This window comes from Paenibacillus sp. GM2 (assembly GCF_900069005.2).
GTDB lineage: Bacteria > Bacillota > Bacilli > Paenibacillales > Paenibacillaceae > Fontibacillus.
Map to the genome: position 1 here is coordinate 36,874 of NZ_LN831275.1, position 17,332 is coordinate 54,205.

The 17,332-nt window shown below is 46.8% G+C and carries 19 protein-coding genes and 1 pseudogene; 4 read left to right on the forward strand and 16 right to left on the reverse strand.

The genetic code is table 11. From position 1 onward, the window contains the following. Window positions 1-29: 29 nt before the first annotated feature. Window positions 30-224, reverse strand: coding sequence for a hypothetical protein (locus BN1360_RS01925; protein ID WP_068778226.1), 195 nt, complete (start codon window positions 222-224; stop codon window positions 30-32). An 88-nt stretch (window positions 225-312) separates the two neighbouring features. Here BN1360_RS01925 and BN1360_RS01930 point away from each other — a divergent pair, with 88 nt between their 5' ends. After that, on the forward strand, window positions 313-1,023 hold the full coding sequence (locus tag BN1360_RS01930) for a hypothetical protein (RefSeq protein WP_229520750.1): 711 nt from the start codon (window positions 313-315) through the stop codon (window positions 1,021-1,023). 153 nt (window positions 1,024-1,176) lie between these two features. Here the strand turns inward: BN1360_RS01930 and BN1360_RS01935 are convergent, their stop codons facing one another. Then, on the reverse strand, window positions 1,177-1,515 hold the full coding sequence (locus BN1360_RS01935) for a zinc ribbon domain-containing protein YjdM (RefSeq protein ID WP_068778227.1): 339 nt from the start codon (window positions 1,513-1,515) through the stop codon (window positions 1,177-1,179). 355 nt (window positions 1,516-1,870) lie between these two features. On the opposite strand from BN1360_RS01935, the gene BN1360_RS01940 reads away from it, so the two are divergent. Both BN1360_RS01940 and BN1360_RS01945 read left to right on the forward strand, forming a co-directional pair. Further along, complete coding sequence (locus tag BN1360_RS01940; protein WP_068778228.1) at window positions 1,871-2,602, forward strand: hypothetical protein; 732 nt, start codon at window positions 1,871-1,873, stop codon at window positions 2,600-2,602. A 48-nt stretch (window positions 2,603-2,650) separates the two neighbouring features. Next, the gene (locus BN1360_RS01945; protein ID WP_195714218.1) at window positions 2,651-3,952 is read left to right on the forward strand and encodes a polysaccharide deacetylase family protein; all 1,302 of its coding nucleotides are present in this window, start codon (window positions 2,651-2,653) and stop codon (window positions 3,950-3,952) included. A gap of 55 nt (window positions 3,953-4,007) precedes the next feature. On the opposite strand, the gene BN1360_RS01950 is transcribed toward BN1360_RS01945, so the two are convergent. The 14 genes and pseudogenes from BN1360_RS01950 to BN1360_RS02015 form a co-directional block, all read right to left on the reverse strand. After that, a complete protein-coding gene (locus tag BN1360_RS01950; RefSeq protein ID WP_068778230.1) occupies window positions 4,008-4,970 on the reverse strand; it encodes an aldo/keto reductase in 963 nt (320 codons plus the stop codon). Window positions 4,971-5,092: 122 nt separating this feature from the next. Beyond that, window positions 5,093-5,764, reverse strand: a complete 672-nt coding sequence (locus BN1360_RS01955) for a ThuA domain-containing protein (RefSeq protein WP_068778231.1) — start codon at window positions 5,762-5,764, stop codon at window positions 5,093-5,095. Between the two features lie 460 nt (window positions 5,765-6,224). Continuing rightward, entirely contained in the window at window positions 6,225-6,923 is a 699-nt protein-coding gene (locus BN1360_RS01960) for an SDR family NAD(P)-dependent oxidoreductase (protein ID WP_068778232.1), read from the reverse strand. A 23-nt stretch (window positions 6,924-6,946) separates the two neighbouring features. Next, window positions 6,947-7,423, reverse strand: a complete 477-nt coding sequence (locus BN1360_RS01965) for a VOC family protein (protein ID WP_068778233.1) — start codon at window positions 7,421-7,423, stop codon at window positions 6,947-6,949. A 70-nt stretch (window positions 7,424-7,493) separates the two neighbouring features. Beyond that, window positions 7,494-7,949, reverse strand: coding sequence for a VOC family protein (locus tag BN1360_RS01970; RefSeq protein WP_068778234.1), 456 nt, complete (start codon window positions 7,947-7,949; stop codon window positions 7,494-7,496). 31 nt (window positions 7,950-7,980) lie between these two features. Continuing rightward, complete coding sequence (locus tag BN1360_RS01975; RefSeq protein ID WP_068778235.1) at window positions 7,981-8,868, reverse strand: carbohydrate ABC transporter permease; 888 nt, start codon at window positions 8,866-8,868, stop codon at window positions 7,981-7,983. A gap of 11 nt (window positions 8,869-8,879) precedes the next feature. After that, entirely contained in the window at window positions 8,880-9,722 is an 843-nt protein-coding gene (locus tag BN1360_RS01980) for a carbohydrate ABC transporter permease (protein ID WP_068778236.1), read from the reverse strand. Between the two features lie 48 nt (window positions 9,723-9,770). Beyond that, window positions 9,771-11,111, reverse strand: a pseudogene (locus BN1360_RS01985) (ABC transporter substrate-binding protein). A gap of 207 nt (window positions 11,112-11,318) precedes the next feature. Beyond that, entirely contained in the window at window positions 11,319-12,359 is a 1,041-nt protein-coding gene (locus tag BN1360_RS01990; RefSeq protein ID WP_068778237.1) for a LacI family DNA-binding transcriptional regulator, read from the reverse strand. A gap of 308 nt (window positions 12,360-12,667) precedes the next feature. After that, on the reverse strand, window positions 12,668-13,429 hold the full coding sequence (locus BN1360_RS01995) for a hypothetical protein (protein ID WP_068778238.1): 762 nt from the start codon (window positions 13,427-13,429) through the stop codon (window positions 12,668-12,670). Beyond that, a complete protein-coding gene (locus BN1360_RS02000; protein ID WP_068778239.1) occupies window positions 13,426-14,124 on the reverse strand; it encodes an ABC transporter ATP-binding protein in 699 nt (232 codons plus the stop codon). Before BN1360_RS02000 ends, BN1360_RS01995 begins: the two co-directional genes overlap by 4 nt. Window positions 14,125-14,140: 16 nt before the next feature. Next, entirely contained in the window at window positions 14,141-14,512 is a 372-nt protein-coding gene (locus BN1360_RS02005; RefSeq protein ID WP_068778240.1) for a GntR family transcriptional regulator, read from the reverse strand. Window positions 14,513-14,558: 46 nt separating this feature from the next. Continuing rightward, window positions 14,559-15,308 carry an ABC transporter permease gene (locus tag BN1360_RS02010; RefSeq protein ID WP_068778241.1) on the reverse strand — a complete coding sequence of 250 codons (750 nt, stop codon included), beginning with the start codon at window positions 15,306-15,308 and terminating at the stop codon, window positions 14,559-14,561. After that, window positions 15,301-16,281, reverse strand: coding sequence for an ABC transporter ATP-binding protein (locus BN1360_RS02015; RefSeq protein WP_068778242.1), 981 nt, complete (start codon window positions 16,279-16,281; stop codon window positions 15,301-15,303). The genes BN1360_RS02010 and BN1360_RS02015 overlap by 8 nt, the downstream gene beginning before the upstream one ends. A 203-nt stretch (window positions 16,282-16,484) precedes the next feature. On the opposite strand from BN1360_RS02015, the gene BN1360_RS02020 reads away from it, so the two are divergent. Next, window positions 16,485-17,240, forward strand: a complete 756-nt coding sequence (locus BN1360_RS02020; RefSeq protein ID WP_068778243.1) for a MerR family transcriptional regulator — start codon at window positions 16,485-16,487, stop codon at window positions 17,238-17,240. Window positions 17,241-17,332: the final 92 nt, after the last annotated feature.

The following is a 17,332-nucleotide window of genomic DNA, read 5'->3' on the forward strand; positions in this document are numbered from 1 at the left end:
AACTGTACTTATATTAAATAATGAGTACATTATATATTATTTATTAATTTATTCAATATATTTTTATACTCAAAAATATTAATTAGTACAATTTTAGGTGTTATTTTATCAACGATATCTGCTGAGAAATCTTGATTGCCAAGCAAGTCTGCCTTGAATTGAATCGAGGGCTGGCCAGCTCTGAGCAACTCGATTGGCTTTCTTGTCAAAAGCGGACTTTCCACACGAACCCTGTATCCCCCTTCCCTTGCGATTCGGATAAAATTTACCGTATACTATTGAACAATATCAGCATAGTTGGAGGGTCTTGGATTGAACACTCAAGAGAAAGCTGCTAGAGTTGAACAACTCCGCCAGCAAATGAACCAAGAGAATGCAGCTTATTTTCAGGAAATGTGCAATTATGTCCGCAAAGAGGAAGAGATCAGCGACGCCAAAAAGGAAGAACTGCTGCTCTACCTGGCGCAGAAGATCAGCAAACATGAGCCTAAAGGAGTTAACGCTGACCAATTATTTGGAGCAAACGCCGCTGTTTACTGTGCACAGCTCATCGACGATGTCCAAATGCGCAGACCTCGGACTTTAAGAGAGAAGATCAAATACTACATTATGATTCCATGGGTGACGATCACCTGGGTATTCTTCATCTTTATGATTACCGGCTTCTTCGGCAAATGGTTCGGAGGGGAATTCGCCAATACAACCATTAATAGCGGGATCCTGGTGTTAATCGCCGGGCTGGCCATCGTATTTATCGAATCGATTACGCGGTTTCTCGGACCCGGGCAGGAGGAGGATGACGCCAAGCAAGCCGCACCTTCTCCAGACCCGAGGCAGTCGCGTAAATTTTTCGATATGAAAGCCTTCGGCATTTATATTATTATCGCTCTGGCCGTCGTTGCCGCCGGTTTGCTGCTCAACCGGATTATGCCCTCCTTCGTGGTTACCCCATGGCAGAGCTTGATCATCTTTATCATTGGGCTGCTTGGTCAAATCTTCATCTTCGCGCGGCGCAGCAAATGATTTATTGACTCAATCGGCAAAAACCTTGCTTTAAAATTGCGAATTTTTGAGGTAGGAGATCCCGATGGCAACCGGATGGACATATACCGCTCCTTAACAAAAATACAGCCCGATCTCCTAAGGAGACGCGGACTGTATTTTTTCATGCTCTTGCTAGATTTTCTTCACAAATTCCGACTTCAATTTCATCGCGCCGAAGCCGTCAATTTTGCAATCAATATCATGATCGCCCTCGATCAGACGGATATTCTTCACCTTGGTACCAATTTTGATGACCGATGAGCTTCCTTTTACTTTCAAATCCTTGATTACCGTAATAGAATCGCCATCGCTTAGCACATTGCCGTGAGCATCCTTCACGACTCTCGCATCTTCATTCTCCACAGCGGAAGACTCAGCAGACCACTCGTGGCTGCACTCCGGGCAGACAAGCAAGTCTCGATCCTCGTACGTGTACTCAGAATTACATTTCGGGCAATTTGGGAAAGGCATAACTTCATGTCCTCCATTCATCATTGTCAGTTGTCCATGTAACTCCAGCTTACAAGCTTATAACAACCATTGTACTATAGTGACATAGTTCCATACCCTTGGCAAATCCCTCTTAGATTCAATGAACCGCAATCCAATAGGACTTTATTATTGTATTTCTATATTTACATTTATAAATAATAGGATGTAAGACCTAGTACAATAGCATTATATTGACATTATCCTACATAATTATACAATGTGAATAGATTGATTTAATCATGACGGATCATTTATACATAACTGCTACTTTAGTAATGTTTTTCACATTTTTACGAGGAATACCTATACTATTTCTTATTTAGGAGACGAAACTATGGCTAAAGATGCTAGAAATAAGTCGATGGGTTGGTTGAAAGGTGTTCTAACTAATCAAAATGAACCCGTTCCTACGAACCTTGAGGGGAAGGAAGAACCATTAGAGCTGGTGGAGATTATTACTAGTAATAAGGAAATCTCCAATCCGGCCGAGAACTCCGGCAAGAAATACATATTGTCCAAAGAGAATCTTGATAAGGTCTCTTTCGATCTGGTGCTGTCTCTGGAGAATATGCTGAATGAACGGCAATTGCTCGTGTACAAGAACGAAGATTTCGAGACTCAACTGGATGCGGCCAACGAGACGATCAGCCGTCTGAAGTACGATTTGGTCAAGAAGGAACAGCTCATACAGGACAAGAGCAAAGAGATTCGCACGCTCGAGACCAGCCTCACCAACAAACAGATGAGTTATGATCAATTGCTTGAAGACTATAAAGAGTACCAAAGCACTTCAAACCATGATTTTGAGAAGATCTCTAATCAATTGGAGAAAGAAATTAACAAATATAATTTATTAAAGGAAGAGTCCGCTAATATTCAGTATCAAAACATGGTGAATATTAGAGAACTGGAAGAGAGAATTAGAGAGCTGGAAGTTGAAAATCAGAAGGTAGATGAGCAATGCACTAAGATTAAGGCCGAGAAAAATGAATTGATGAAGACCATCAATGATTTCACGGAGCGAATGAGCTTCTCCTTCTCTTCCAAGCCCACTGTAAGCGATTAACGACCACCTGATCTCTAGTCACACTAGAGAAAGGAGATTACTATGCCTGTGCCAGTCTATCTAGGAAAAGTGCTGGAATTGCAGTCCGTTTCAAACCAAGCGGATCAATCCTATTTAACTATCAAAATATCATCTGAGCAAGAACCAGGTACCGAGGTACTATGGAAAATTGACAACACTACAGCGGATCATTTGCAAGCCATCTTTGAACAAGAACTTGATCCCGATACCGTTAATAAATATCGCTTGTCCTTTTATACCGCTCGGGATTCCGCCAATAGCTGCTATGTCAGCTATCTGACGAGGACTTATTGCGAGCAAAGCGAGCGGATCTATTTCACCTGTTCTGAACAATATGTGCACGACTTGCAATCTATTAGAACAAATAAATCCATCGATGGGCTAGAGTTCCTGACCCCCTTACCCGAAACAGCGCCTGAGCCTGATTCTTCGAAATCTGAGAACGCGCGTCCATATCTATCCAACCGGGGACTTATCTGGTCAGCCATTGTTTTGATGAGCATCATTATTTTAATGCTGATAGGTTCCGCGGTACCTGCTTTCTCTTACAAGATGGCTAGCGGCATAGATGCCGATACTCAGCTGGTCGGGGGCATGACCAAGACAATTGATAGCATTGAGGGGCTTACTTCAGAGATAGGATCGATAACCGCCGTCAATCCTCAATTCCAAGCACCAGCAGCGGAGCAGAAAATAGCTAAAGCCGTGGACGCTCCGGCAAGGCCTGCAAATGAGCCGGTTGTTTCGTTTGTGGAATTGAACGATACCTTGAATTTTAGTATTACGAAAGGCCATGTCGCCCTTACCTTTGACGACGGACCTTCCAAGTTCACAGAGAAGATTGCCGACGTATTGAAGGAGTATCGAGTGGGAGGAACTTTCTTCTTTATCGGAGAAAATGTTGAGAAGTATCCCGAATCGGTTCAGTATGTGAAGGAGCATGGGTACTCAATCGGTAGCCACAGCATGCATCACCTGGAACTGACCAAGCTATCCAAGGCGAAGCAAAAATACGAAATTACCCAGCCTAATGAGATGATTGAAAAATTGACCGGAGAACCTGTCGTTCTCTTTCGCCCGCCCTACGGGGCCAAAAATAAGGCGCTCGTCGATTACATAAATAATACGAATCATAAAATGGTATTATGGGATATCGATACGCTTGATTGGAAGAGCCGGAACGCGGATAAAATTTATCAATCCATCCAAAATGCGCAACCCGACGGTTCTATCATACTCATGCATGAAACGAAAGCTACGCTCGAAGCCCTGCCTAGAATTATTAAATATTTGCAGGATCAGAAGCTTGATATGGTGAGTTTGCGATAATAGCTATGGAAAAGCCGACACCTTGAGGGTCGGCTTTTCCATGTTCTATGACTTATTAGCCCTCGCGTAAATAACACACAGCGGCGGAGTCAAGCTGAAGGTCGCCGGCCTTGAGACTCTCCTCAAGCTGCTGACTTGTACGGCAACCGATGATCGGAAATGCCGGGAACGATTGAGAGGTCAAATAGGCGAGCGCCACCTCCGTACCGGAGCAACCCAGCTGCTTAGCCGTCTCCTGGACACGCGCCAGACGGCCAAAATTGACCTCATTGTAGAACATATTTACAACGCTGACTTTGGTACGTTCTTCTGGACGATATTTCCCGCTAAAAAATCCTTGGGCTTGCGATGTATAAGGGATAGCGGCAAGTCCTGTTGATATATGATAATCCAGCATCCGTCCATCCATCTGAACCGTCGTTGGATCGGCAATCCCCTCCGGGTTCACCACAGCCAGACTCCATTGCATCTGATTCGCAACAAAGCCTGATTTGCCAATAGAAGCAGCATACTGTCGTGCCGCCTCAATCCGCTCCACCGTCCAGTTTGAGCAGGCGTAATAACGAATACACCCCGCCCGTACATGCTCCTCAAGCATATCGATGATATCCTCCACAGGTCTGGAGATATCATCGCGATGCAGCCAGTATAGATCAATGACATCAGTGCCTAGATTAAGCAAGCTATGATCCAGATCGAAGGCAATGTCCTCCCGGGTTAATCTGCCCATGGACATCTTATCCCGAGCCGGATGTCCCCCTTTGGTCGCCAAAATAATCGAACTACGCTGGCCCCGGCTCTTCAGCCATTTGCCCAGGGTCTTCTCAGTAACGCTCTTCACATCGCTCTCCCAATCAGAGTACACACTGGCCGTATCAATGAAATTTCCGCCCCGCTCACAATACGCATCAAGCAGTGTGAAAGCATCAGCCTCGCTAATCGAAGCTCCAACGCCAGCCGTCCCGAAGCAAATCCGCGCCGCCTCAAGCTCTGTATTTGGAATATGCCCGTATCTCATATGTATATCCCCTCCCATCAATCCTTTATTAGAAATTTTGAAATCATCATAGTTTAAAAAGCCTCTTTATGAGAATAAGCAGCGGATAACCTGCTTATAGGCAAGTCATCCGCTAGGCAAGTCTATGGTTCAAGCTCAGTGCACCAAGCAACGAGGCCTCTCATCACCTCAATAAACTGCGGCATCAGCAGGCCTTCGGAGAGATGGGCTGGCGTCAGGCAGCCCACTCGCCCTGAGCCGTACGCATGGTACCAGCCCGCTTTACTCTCGCCGTCTATAGAAGAAGAACGCAAAAATACAGTCGTCTTGGACTCATCGCAAGCTACGAAGTAATGCTCATCCATGAAAGCGAACGACGCCCCAAGCTCTCCCAGCTCCGTGCCTGGCAACGGGGTATACGTGACTTTGCTGTGCTCTGACGGATGGGATAAGAAGTGCCCCTGCAGCATTCTCACATAAGCCCCACCTACAGGGTAGGAGGCAAGACCGGAGTGCCAGGCAAGCCAAGCCCCGCCTCCGGCAACATAATCCGCGATGTTCTCTGCCACCGGAGGTGTCATCCACTGTTTCACCTGTTCCGACTGCGGATCGATCCGATCCTCAGCGAACAGAACGACCAGATCAGGCAATACACCTGACGGACGAACCAGCTCCTGCTCAAGCTGCTCCACACCTGCATAAGCGACCTGTAATCGACCATCCTTGACGAACGGCTCGACCACCCGATCGAACGACTTCTTGGCCCGTTCAGCATCATGATAGAAGTCTCCGACAATTGCTAGTACACGCTTCATCTCTAATCATCTCCAATCTGCTTCTAATAGAGTTACTATATACGTAAGAACGGAAGACGCAATAGAAAAGCCGTTCGACTAGCGCCCCTTCATCTCCGGTTCTAACGGAAATGGGAGCCGTTATTAGGTCAAAAAAGCGACCGTGGAAAATCTAACGGAAATGAGTGACCTTATTAGGCAAATTTTCGGCCAAATGGGGTCGTTAACCCACCAATAGCGCACCACATTTCCGTTACAATTCTAATGTGCTAATAAATAGCAAAATAGAGACCGTGGTTTCCGTTAGCTCACTTCTTGAGCTTACTCCTAGTGCTCACTTCCAGTGCTCACTTCCAGTGCTCACTTCCAAAACCACTTCCAGTGCTCACCCAAGCTCACTTCCAAAACCACTTCCAGAGCTCACTTCCAGAACCCACTCCCAAAGCTCACTTCCAGAGCCCACTCCCAGTGCTCACTCCGATCAATAAGGCATAGCCTCGCCCTTATGATTGATCATCCAGCTCTCCTGCTCCGGCTGAATCTTCCGCTCTGCAAGGTTCAAGAGTCCAACCGCTGTATCCTGCGGATGCCCGGGGGCCCGGTCTCCCCCCATCTGCGTCTTGATCCAGCCAGGGTGTACGCTGTACACTACGAAGCCCTGCGGCGCGAGTTCCTTGCGCAACTGCGCAGTGAAGAAGGTCAATCCGCACTTTGACAACGCGTACGGATAATCTGCTCCGTATGCCGCTGAGAAGCAGCCCGCCTCTGAGCTGATATTGATAATGCACGGCTGATTGCTCTTGCGCAAGAGAGGCAGGAAATGCTTGGCCACCTTCATCGGTCCATACAGATTGGTCTGCATTGTAAGCTCCATATCCTTGAAATCAAGCTGCTCCAGCTTCTGATCACGCGCAATCAGTATGCCTGCATTGTTAATGAGAGCGTCGATATGACCGTGCTTCTGCTCGATCTGAAGCCTGGCCTCGCGAATTTCGCGTTCATCATTCACATCCAGTTGTACGATATCAAGCTGCTGCGAGTATTTGTTACTCAGTTCCTGCAAATGTCCAATGCGCTTTATGTCCCGGACAGTAGCCATCACCTGATGCCCGCGCTCCAGCGCCTCGCTTGCCGTTGCCAGCCCTAAGCCCTGAGCGGCCCCTGTCAACAAAATCTTCATATTTTGCTCTCCTCCCTCTAGGATCAGTCCTGCTCCGGACCGAGCTCCTGCAAGCCCAGCGTTACGCCAAGCCTCTTCTCCGAATCGAAATAACAGTAGCGCCCGGCGCCATACTCTCCCTTATGATTGAGTGGATAACCCCTCTGCTCCATGAAATCGATATGCTGGTTGAAGCCGTCGACCGTAAACATAATAAAGTGAACACCCTCGCCATGCGCCTGCTTGAATTCATTCCACGGACTCGGCTCATCGTACGGCTCCAGCAATTCCAGCACCATCGGCCCCATCTGCAGCACACACATCTTTGTGCGGGTAGGGCGAAGCTCACCGCGCTGCCAGGTATAGGAGTCAGCCGAAGGCTCGTAGACCGCATCAGGATCAGGAACAGAGATCGCGGGAACCTCCATCCCGAACAGCTGGCAGAAATGCTTGGCCGCCGCTTCAATATCGTTAACGACAATCCCCATCTTTAACAAGTGATTATTCGATATATGTTCCATTCTTCTCCACCCCTATTTTTAGAAGTTGTTCACAGAGACCGCTCTGGACAATAAAGCCAGTTAAGGGTATTCAATTATCATTCTCCAGCAATTCCACCAACACCTTCAGCTCGGCAAAAGAATCCATATATGCATAACGCCCGCCGGTATATTCGCCCTTTTGAATCAGCGGCATTTGCTGCGCCTGCATAACGCTAACCTTCTCCTTCATTCCCTTCACGAAGAAGGCGATATGATGCACTCCTTCGCCATGCTCGTCGAGAAATTCCCGCCAGGTGGAAGGGTGCTGATCAGGTTCGATCAGTTCAATCTGCAGTTGGCCGCAATCAATGAACGCGAGCTTCGCCCGGGCCGGGGAGGACTCTCCCTTATATTCCGTCTGTGCAACATCTGCGGTATCCGTCCAGGACCACTTGGGCTGCTCAATTCCGAAAAATTTGGCGTAGCTCTGGGCTACCTTCTCAATATCGCGAACAATAATACCAATCTGAGTAACAATCGTGGTCCCGAGCAAGCTTTTTTCCATAATAAATCGTCTCCTTATGATTGAATTATAATTATGCTTCGTCCGAGCTGAATCCATTGGACAGCTTGAACAGGGCTAACGTAATAATTAATGCAAGGATCAGCAGGATCCAGGCCATCGCTGAAGCGTAGCCCATCTTCGCATACTGGAATGCATTCTGATACAAATATAGCGAATAGAACATCGTTGAGCCGTCGGGACCGCCATTGGTAATAATGAAGGATTCGGCAAAAGACTGCAGAGTTCCTATCACGCCCGTAATCACATTAAACACAATCGCCGGCTTCAGCATCGGAATCGTAATGTTCACGACCTGTCTCCAGGAGCTGGCCCCATCGATGGATGCAGCTTCATACAGGGAATCGGATATGCCCTGCAGTCCAGCCAGATAAATGATGATCATCTGTCCTGAACACCACAGTCCCATCAGAATGAAAGCAGGCTTCGACCAAGCAGGGCTTGAAAACCAGCCCGGGCCCTCAATGCCAAACACGCCCAAAAAGGAATTTACCACTCCGTTCTCCGGCTGCAGCACCCAAATCCATAGCACAGAGAGGACAACCAAAGGCACCAGTGTTGGCAAGAAGAAGACCACTCTGAAGAAAGACAAACCCTTGATTTTCTTGCTGTTGAGCAGTATTGCAATAAATACTGCGCCGATCGTTGTCACGGTCGTACCAATTACAATCATATAAAGCGTGTTCATCAGCACCTTGTAGAACAGTGAATCCCCGGCGAACAGCTTCGTATAATTATCAAGGCCCACCCAGACCGGCGGGTTAATAATGTTATAGTCCGTCAGTGAATAATATAGTGAGCTTATTAGCGGATAGCCGGTAAATACAAGGAACCCGATCACCCAAGGCGATATGAACAGCAGGCCGTTCCGCAGATTGCGGCGGTCCAATTTGGAACGCATAGCTTCTCCCCCTATCCTTTGATCCCTGTGAAGGTAATCCCCTGAATGAAATATTTCTGCAGCAGGAAGAAAATGATTAATACGGGAAGCGTCATACTAACACCCACGGCCATCAGCAGCGTCCATCGTGGATCATTCACCGACATAATCTGCTGGATCCCAAGTGAGAGCGTATACAATTTATTGTCATTCAAGAAGACAAGCGGACCGATGAAATCTCCCCAAGCTCTTGTAAAAGAAAAGATCGCGACCGTGATCATGACCGGCAAAGAGAGCGGCAAAGTCAGCTGCCAATAAATACGGAACTCGCTGGCTCCGTCCACCTTGACCGATTGGGACAGCTCCTTCGGAATTCCGATAAAGAACTGACGCAGCAAAAAGATAAAGTAAGCGTTGCCAAAAAAAGCAGGAATTACAAGCGGTTTAAAGCTCCCGATCCAGCCAAACTTCTGAAACAACACGAACAACGGGATCATCGTTACCTGAAAAGGCAGCATCATTGTAGCTAATACAATAATGAACAGCGTATCGCGGCCTTTCCATTCAATCCGTGAGAAGCCGTATGCAACCAGACTGTTGGACAGCACTCCGCCTATAATTGCCATAGCGCAAATATACAGGGTGTTCCGCAGATAGAGCAGGAACGGAAACTGCTGAAAGGCGGTTACATAGTTAGCCCACTGAAGCTTCGCCGGAATCCACACCGGAGGATCGGCGAACAGCTCTGTATTGCTCTTTAATGAACCTGAAATCAGCCATATAAAAGGAACAATATACGCAAGTGCCACAGCAACCAAAATTATATAGACAACGACCTTCTCGATCATATCTATCCTGTACTTGGTGTGTATCATAATCACCCCTTACTCTTTAATCAAGATTCAGGCAGCGAATCGACAGGCTTACTTGGACTGTTTATCCACCTCGGCTTGAAGCTTCTTCTCAGCATTTTGCAGCAGCGGCTTTGGATCGCTGTTATTATAGATCACATTATCCCGAAGCAGCGTAATCTCATTGGACATCTCTTTAGCCACGATCGTTAGCGCCGGGTGGCCTGAGTTTGGTGAAGAGGCGATTTCGCGAACGATTTTATAGACTGCGTCTCCTTCTTTATCCCATTTAATCGCATCATTTGGCGCTTTGTAGATCGACAGCGATCTCCAGATGTTAATGTTGTCGGCCATGACCTCCGGCTTCACACCAAACAGGATGAACCTCATGGCCGCTTCAGGATTTTTGGCTCCCTTCGGAATCATGAAGATGTTCGTGCCGAAGTTCGAGGAATTGGCCCGGCCTCCCTGCGGGGCTGGTATAGCTGCCACACGGTAGTTCAGATTAGGCGCATATTCTTTGAGTGCATTCGCGAACCAGTTGCCGTTTACGGTCATCGCCACCTTGCCCTAGAAGAACGGGTGATCCGGCGAGAACGCTCCACCAAAGCCGGACGAGAATGATTTAATCTTCTCCGGATTGTACTTCCGGGCATAGGTATTCATCCAATTCAGCATATCGACCATATGCGGGTCATCAAGTACCACCTTCTTGTCGCTCACATCATAGAAGTCAGCGCCGAAGATATACCCCCACATGAACGCTTCGTCTCCTGCATCAAGCCATGGAATGAAGCCAAGCCGGCTGATCTTGTTATCCTCTACCTGCGATAAACGCTCGGCCGCCGCATCTAATTCCTCAATCGTTGTTGGCGGTTCATCCGGATCGAGCCCTGCCTCAATGAATAAATCCACATTGTAATAAAGCAAGTTAACGTTTGAGTCTTCCGGGAAAAGGTAAGTCGTGCAATCGACCTTCATTACATCTCTATAAGCATCCAGAATTTCATCCTCTTTAAAATCAGTATCCGCGAGCAGATCATCAAGCGGCATCAATGCCCCCTGAGCGGCAAGCGCATAGGCACTGGCATATTCATTAGTGATGACGACATCGGGAGGGTTGCCGCCGGATATGGCAGCGAGCAGCTTACCGTTGGATATTCCTCCATCCGGTGGAACATAGGTTGCGTTGAAGTTCACGTCCGGATATTCCTTCTTGAATTCATCCATCCGCCATTGATCCCATTTCTCCGAATCACCGCCCCAAGGGTACCAATAGGTTAGCGACCCACCTGCTCCCTGGCTGGATTTGCCGCCAGAAGCTGCCGGTTCCGTTGATCCCCCGCCACATCCTGCAAGAACTAGACTTAAGCCTACCAGTAAGCTTAACAGTACTGTTACTTGTTTCTTCATAAGATACCCCTCGCTTTATTAGAGATTATTGTACCTTGATCAAGATGTGCTTCTTGAACCTCCCAACATCAATCCGCCGGAATGTCTGCCCATCACCTCCCCCCTTTTGTGAACACGTGTTTATCATTAATCAAAAAAATACTATCCTACGGCAAATAGTATTTTTTTGGATTAACCGATCTATTGGATTAAGCACCTGAATCACCGCTAAATGGCACGGCAGGAGTCCCTGATTACCAGTTCGGTAGTGCCGACATATTTCTTGAATCCCTTCGGATCTTGCTCGATCGCTTCGATAATATTGCTGATCAATGTATGTACCATTTCCGTAAAATCCACATGGATGGACGTTAATGCCGGCTGAATTCGGGAGCTAAGCGCGTGATCATCGAAGCCGATCAGGGAGAGCTGATCCGGTACGGTCAGATTCGCTTCCTTCAGAGCCGCCAGCGCACCGAAGGCGACGCTATCGTTGCAGGCGAATATCGCCGTCGGCAGCTCTTGGACCTTTTTGAGCCATTGCCTGACCGAATTGTATCCGCCCTTCTCAGTGAAATCGGACGGGATAATCCAGCGCGGATCCACCTCGAGCCCATGCGAAGCCATCGCATTCTTGAAGCCTTCAAGCTTCTCTGGCCCGGAGCAGCGCTGAGGATCGCCAGTAATAAAGGCCACTTTGCGATGATTCAGAGCGGCCAGATAATCGACTCCCTGCTTCATGCCTTGCAAATTGCCAAAGTTGCAGACGACCCGATTGGACTCATAACGTCCTTCAATATTCTGATCTATAATGCCAACAATGTAACCTTCGGCGATTAATTCTTCAATCAGTGGTTCATGATTGGCTGCGCCGACGAAAATTCCGCCGTCGATCCGCTGCTGGTAGAACGTCTCCTTTACTTTGCGAACGATGTCCTGGTCCTTGGTATTTCTGATAATATGCGTCAACACGTAATACCCCTTACTGGATGCGCTTTCAATGAGTCCGGTAATTAATGAGGTTGTTAACGAATCATGAAACACCTCTTCAGGCGAGATCATAAACAGACCGATGGTTCGGGTCTTCATGCCGGACATGATTCGGGCCGAAAAATTAGGCGAGTACTTATACTGCTCGATCACCTGCATCACCTTATCCCGCGTTGCCTTTGGCACGTTCGGATAATTGTTGATTACCCGACTGACCGTGCTGCGGGATACACCGGCAATTTTAGCGATTTCAATGCTATTGATATCCGACTTTTTCAAAAAATGCCCCTCCTGCCTAACACGTGTTCATATTGATCTATTCTTAATTCCCTGAATCAGCTGATAATTTCCGATAATTAAACCCAAAACTCCTATAAAATGAGTAGATTTCTCTCCAAATTAATAAACACGTGTTTATGGTTACAATTTACATCAGCCCTATTTGATTGTCAATCTATAAATTGGAATGGATACCCGAAAAATAAAAATCCCTCTCACGGAGTCTCTTGTTCGCTAATAAGCTCACTCAAGACCCTTGAAAGGGATCATTTCTTTCTCTATAATGATCTATCCATGTATTGCTGAGGTTAAGCCTCCACCCTGCGGTTCAGCAGAAGAACCGTTGCATACAGCATCAGGGCGATAAAGACCGCTTCTAATAGGGTTTCTCCCCAATTAATGAGCATGATGTCATTTGGAAAGATCATCTCTCCGCCAACCATCAAATCCGTTTGAACACTGACGTTGAGAAATGGAATACCTCCGAAGTTCACTTGGAACAGCCTGGATATGATCCAACTGATTACATTCTGTATAATAACGAAGCTCAGAATCCCGATCCATACTCTACCACGCTGGAACATTAATGCGATCGCAATGGACAGGGCTATAGCCATGTAAGAGAAGAGATAGGCCCAGAACGCCTGGAATATAAATATCGCTGTCACCCTCAAAAGCTCGGGAACTGCTTCCGCAGAAATTCCCTTAAGATCGGGAACCCCATAAATTAGACTGAAGATTCCTATATGAATACAGATGAGAATCCCTAGCCCAATCAGCACCAGCATTCCCAGAACCATCGGGGAGAGAACACTCCATATCGTACGGACAGGAAGCAGTCTGCGGCTGTATGACTTGGCATTGCTAAAAAAGGTTCTATATGTCATGATGACCGCCAGCATCGCGACGAAGATATACAGCATTATGCTGAGCCCAAAGGTGATTCCCTCTTCCCAGCCCCGGGTATAGCTGGCTATCGTTAATCCTGCTTCGGCAAGGATCAAAATAACGGCTGTACTTAACAGCATCGTTGAGTTCTTCTTCCAATCGTACTTGAGCAATCTCATCATTCGGCAAACACCTCCTTGAACATATCGTCCACGCTCTTGCCATGCTTGAGTCGCAGTTCCTCTACTTCCTCATGCAGCACAAGCTCCCCATTCTTGATGAAGATCACCTCGTCAAAGATCCGTTCAATATCCTTAACCAGATGCGTCGATATGATCAAGCTGCTGTCTTCGCTATAGAACTCCACAATAGCGTCAAGAATTTTCGTTCTGGCTACCGGGTCTACTCCGCCAATCGGTTCATCCAGCAAATAGAGCTTGGCATTTCTGGACAGGGCCAATGTTAATTGCAGCCGTTCATTCATCCCTTTGGATAAAGAACTGATCCGGTCCTGCGGATTCAAATTCATAAAATCGAGCATTTGCAGCGCTTTTGCCATATCGAAGTCCGAATAAAAATCACTATAGAACGTAATCGCGTCCCTGACCTTCATCCAGGATTCCGTCAAGGGACGGTCCGGCATAAAGGAGACGATTGATTTCGTATTCAGATCAAGCGGCTGGCCAGCTACCGTTACGCTTCCGGAGTATACCGGCAGCAGTCCGGCGGTTATCTTCATCAGCGTACTTTTGCCGCTTCCGTTCGTACCCAGCAGACCGATAATTTTGCCGGGCCCGATGCTGAAGGATACATCGTTCAAAGCTTTTCTCGATCCATAAGATTTAGAGACGCTCTGAAATTGCAGCAGATTATCCATATCCTCTCTCCTCTCTCTATTCACTCTTTATTTCAACGGCTTCCGCTACAATACTTGCGATATCCTTATTGGAGAAGCCCAATTCCTGCATTCCGTTAATGAAATTATCCAGCAGGTCCCCGGCCATTTCCTTCTTGATCGTCATAATCTTCGCTTCCTCGCTCGTCACATATCTTCCTAGCCCGCGTCTTGTCTCCACGACTTCCTCACGCTCCAGTTCCTGAAATGTTCGTTGTATCGTATTCGGATTGATTTGCAGCTCGGCCGCAAGCTCACGAACCGATGGGATCTTATCCCCGGCCTTCAACTTTCCAGTGACAATCTCTTTCTTGATAAAATTCATGATCTGCAAATAAATCGGTAGATTGTTATCAAATTCTATGCTCACGATCCGTTGGCTCCTTTCATCCGTTATGTTCCCAGGCCATTGTGACCTATGCAACATCCCGTTTTTTAAAGGTAACAAAGCTTACCATAAGAAACAATGCCATATATACCGCAATAACGATTACGGAGAAGCTGATCGTCATCCCTGGCAGCGGTGAACCGCCGTCCACATATTTGGACAAATCGGTATTCGCAAAGATCAAGTACTTCGTAAAGGAATATTTCGCAAGCAGGCCAACAATCAGACTCTCCAGCATCATCAAGAACATAGTGAGCCCGACCGTTATTCCAGTAGAACGGGTGAGTACCCCCAACATAAACGTTATTGTTGCATAAATCACGGTATAGACCAAGGTGTAGAGCGACGTCTGAGCGACATCATTCCAGCTTACGCTTGGCGTCCCCGCTCCGAAGGCAATCGTCCCTGTGATGAAGGAGATCACCAGCATTGTGAGCATTAGCGACAAAATATACACGACGATGCCGATATATTTGGAGAGTAAAATCTTGCCACGGCTCTGGGCACGGATCAGCAACAGCTTAATTGTTCCCTGACCATACTCTTTGGAGACAACCCCCGCCGTTCCCACCACGACCAGGAAGAGGAGCAGAGTGCCAAATCCGCTGGGCGACATAGCCATAAAGACGAAATCCCGTGCATTAAATACCTCGTCTCCCGACAATTTAGCCATAAAGTAGGCAGCGCCGATGACAAAAACGGCAATAGCCAAATAAGCAACGAAAAAGCTTCTTTTCTTAAACAATTTCAACCACTCATTAAAAACCAATTTATGCACTTTGACTTCCTCCCGTCCATTTCAAGAACTCGTCTTCCAGCGATTCCTTCATTTCCTCGATCCGGTACAATGCGACTCCTTCATTCCGCAAAACATCGATCACATTCGGGATATCTCTGTCGTGTACGGCAATCGTAACTTGATTCCGGTCGGTATCGATTCCAACCACACGCAGTTCCTCCATCTGTACGAGTCTTAACTTCGCCTGCTCCGCATCATTGACACGCAGCATGACTTGAATTTGTTCCTCTTCCTTAACAGCTGACGAAGCGCCCAGCGTTCTGACGGTAACCAGCTTGCCTTCCTGAATGACGACAACCCGGCTGCACATCAGTTCCATCTCCGATAACAGATGGCTGGAGACGAGTATGGCGATGCCTTCCTCACGGGCAATTTTTTTGAGGTAGTCGCGCATTTCCCTGATTCCCGCAGGGTCCAGGCCGTTCGTCGGCTCATCCAGAATCAGAATCGATGGATTATGCAGCAGTGCCTGGGCTATGCCGAGACGCTGGCGCATTCCAAGCGAATAAGCCTTCACCCTCTTCTTCATCGCATCCTGAAGACCAACCAGTCGCACCACCTCAGCGATCCTCTCTTCCGTAATGCCCTTGGCCATACGCTGATATTGCTTCAAATTATCGTAGCCTGTCATATATGGATAGAATTCCGGATTTTCAATAATACCGCCAACATGGGCAATCGCCTTGGCGAAATGTCGCTTCACGCTCTCCCCCTTAATCAGCACGTCACCTTCGCTCATACCGATTAATCCGACAATCATACGGATCGTGGTCGTCTTGCCCGCTCCATTTGGTCCAAGCAAGCCAACGATCTCTCCCTGATGTATATTAAATGACAGCCGATCGACTATTTTCTTATGTCCAATCTGCTTGGTCACTCCATTCACTTGAAGGACGACCTGACCCTTTCCGTTCGCAGGGCCTGTTCCGACCTGGTTTACCGCTTTATTCATTACGGCCACTCCTTATTTGTATTAGTGTTATAGTTGAATAGTACACTAGTAAATAGATATTGTAAAGCCTATTTTTGAAATTTCGCAAAAACATAATAACGGTATTGACTCTCCTCCAAGAGGATAGCTTATAGTTCCTTTTATAAGAAAGGGAGGAGGGAACAATGTTACTATGATTTATAGAACATGAAGAGGGGGAAATCATGTATACCGTTCATGAAGTTGCAAAGTTGGCTCATACAACAGTAAAAACATTACACCATTATCATAGAATAGGACTTCTGATCCCGGAGCAAACAACGGAGGCCGGTTACCGTTTGTATGGATTAAAAGACCTGGAGCGACTACAGCAAATTCTTTTTTACAAAGAACTGGATTTGCCACTCAAAGAAATTAAGCAATTGCTGGATTGTGAAATCGACAGGGAGAATACATTGATTCAACAAAAAAAGTTACTGGAGCAAAGGATCGAACGATTTAAAGGACTGATCAAGACGATCAATTCCTCTATCCAAAGCGCTAAAGAAGGGGTAGATGCAGATATGGAAAATATGTTTAAAGGGTTTGAAACCGAAGAAGAATGGAAGAAAGCCTTAAAAAATCAAGATGAGCATTTGCAGCAAGCGTATGGCTTTGACTTGTCGTATCAAAAGGTTGACGTAGAATCCATGAATGATTCTGCTGTAGAAGCACAGTCGTTTAACGAAGATATGATCTGCTACTTGCGAGAAGGTTATCCCGCTAATGATCCGGAAGTGTTTGAACGTGTCCAAGAGCATTTATCCTTTTTAGATAAAATGGGGCATCCCTCCACAGCGCAAGATTTTCTAAATCAAACCGAGTTTTTCATCGTTGATGATTTCCATAGAAATATGCTTGAACAATGGCAATTGGGTTACGCTTATTTTCTGAATAAGGTAGCCGCTAATTATTTGAGGAATGAAAGCGATGCAAAATAACATTAACGAGGAATGCTTCAAAGCTATATACGGCAATGGTTATAGCAGTACACCCCTCCACTTGTGTGGAGGGGTGTCTAAGCTAATGCCTA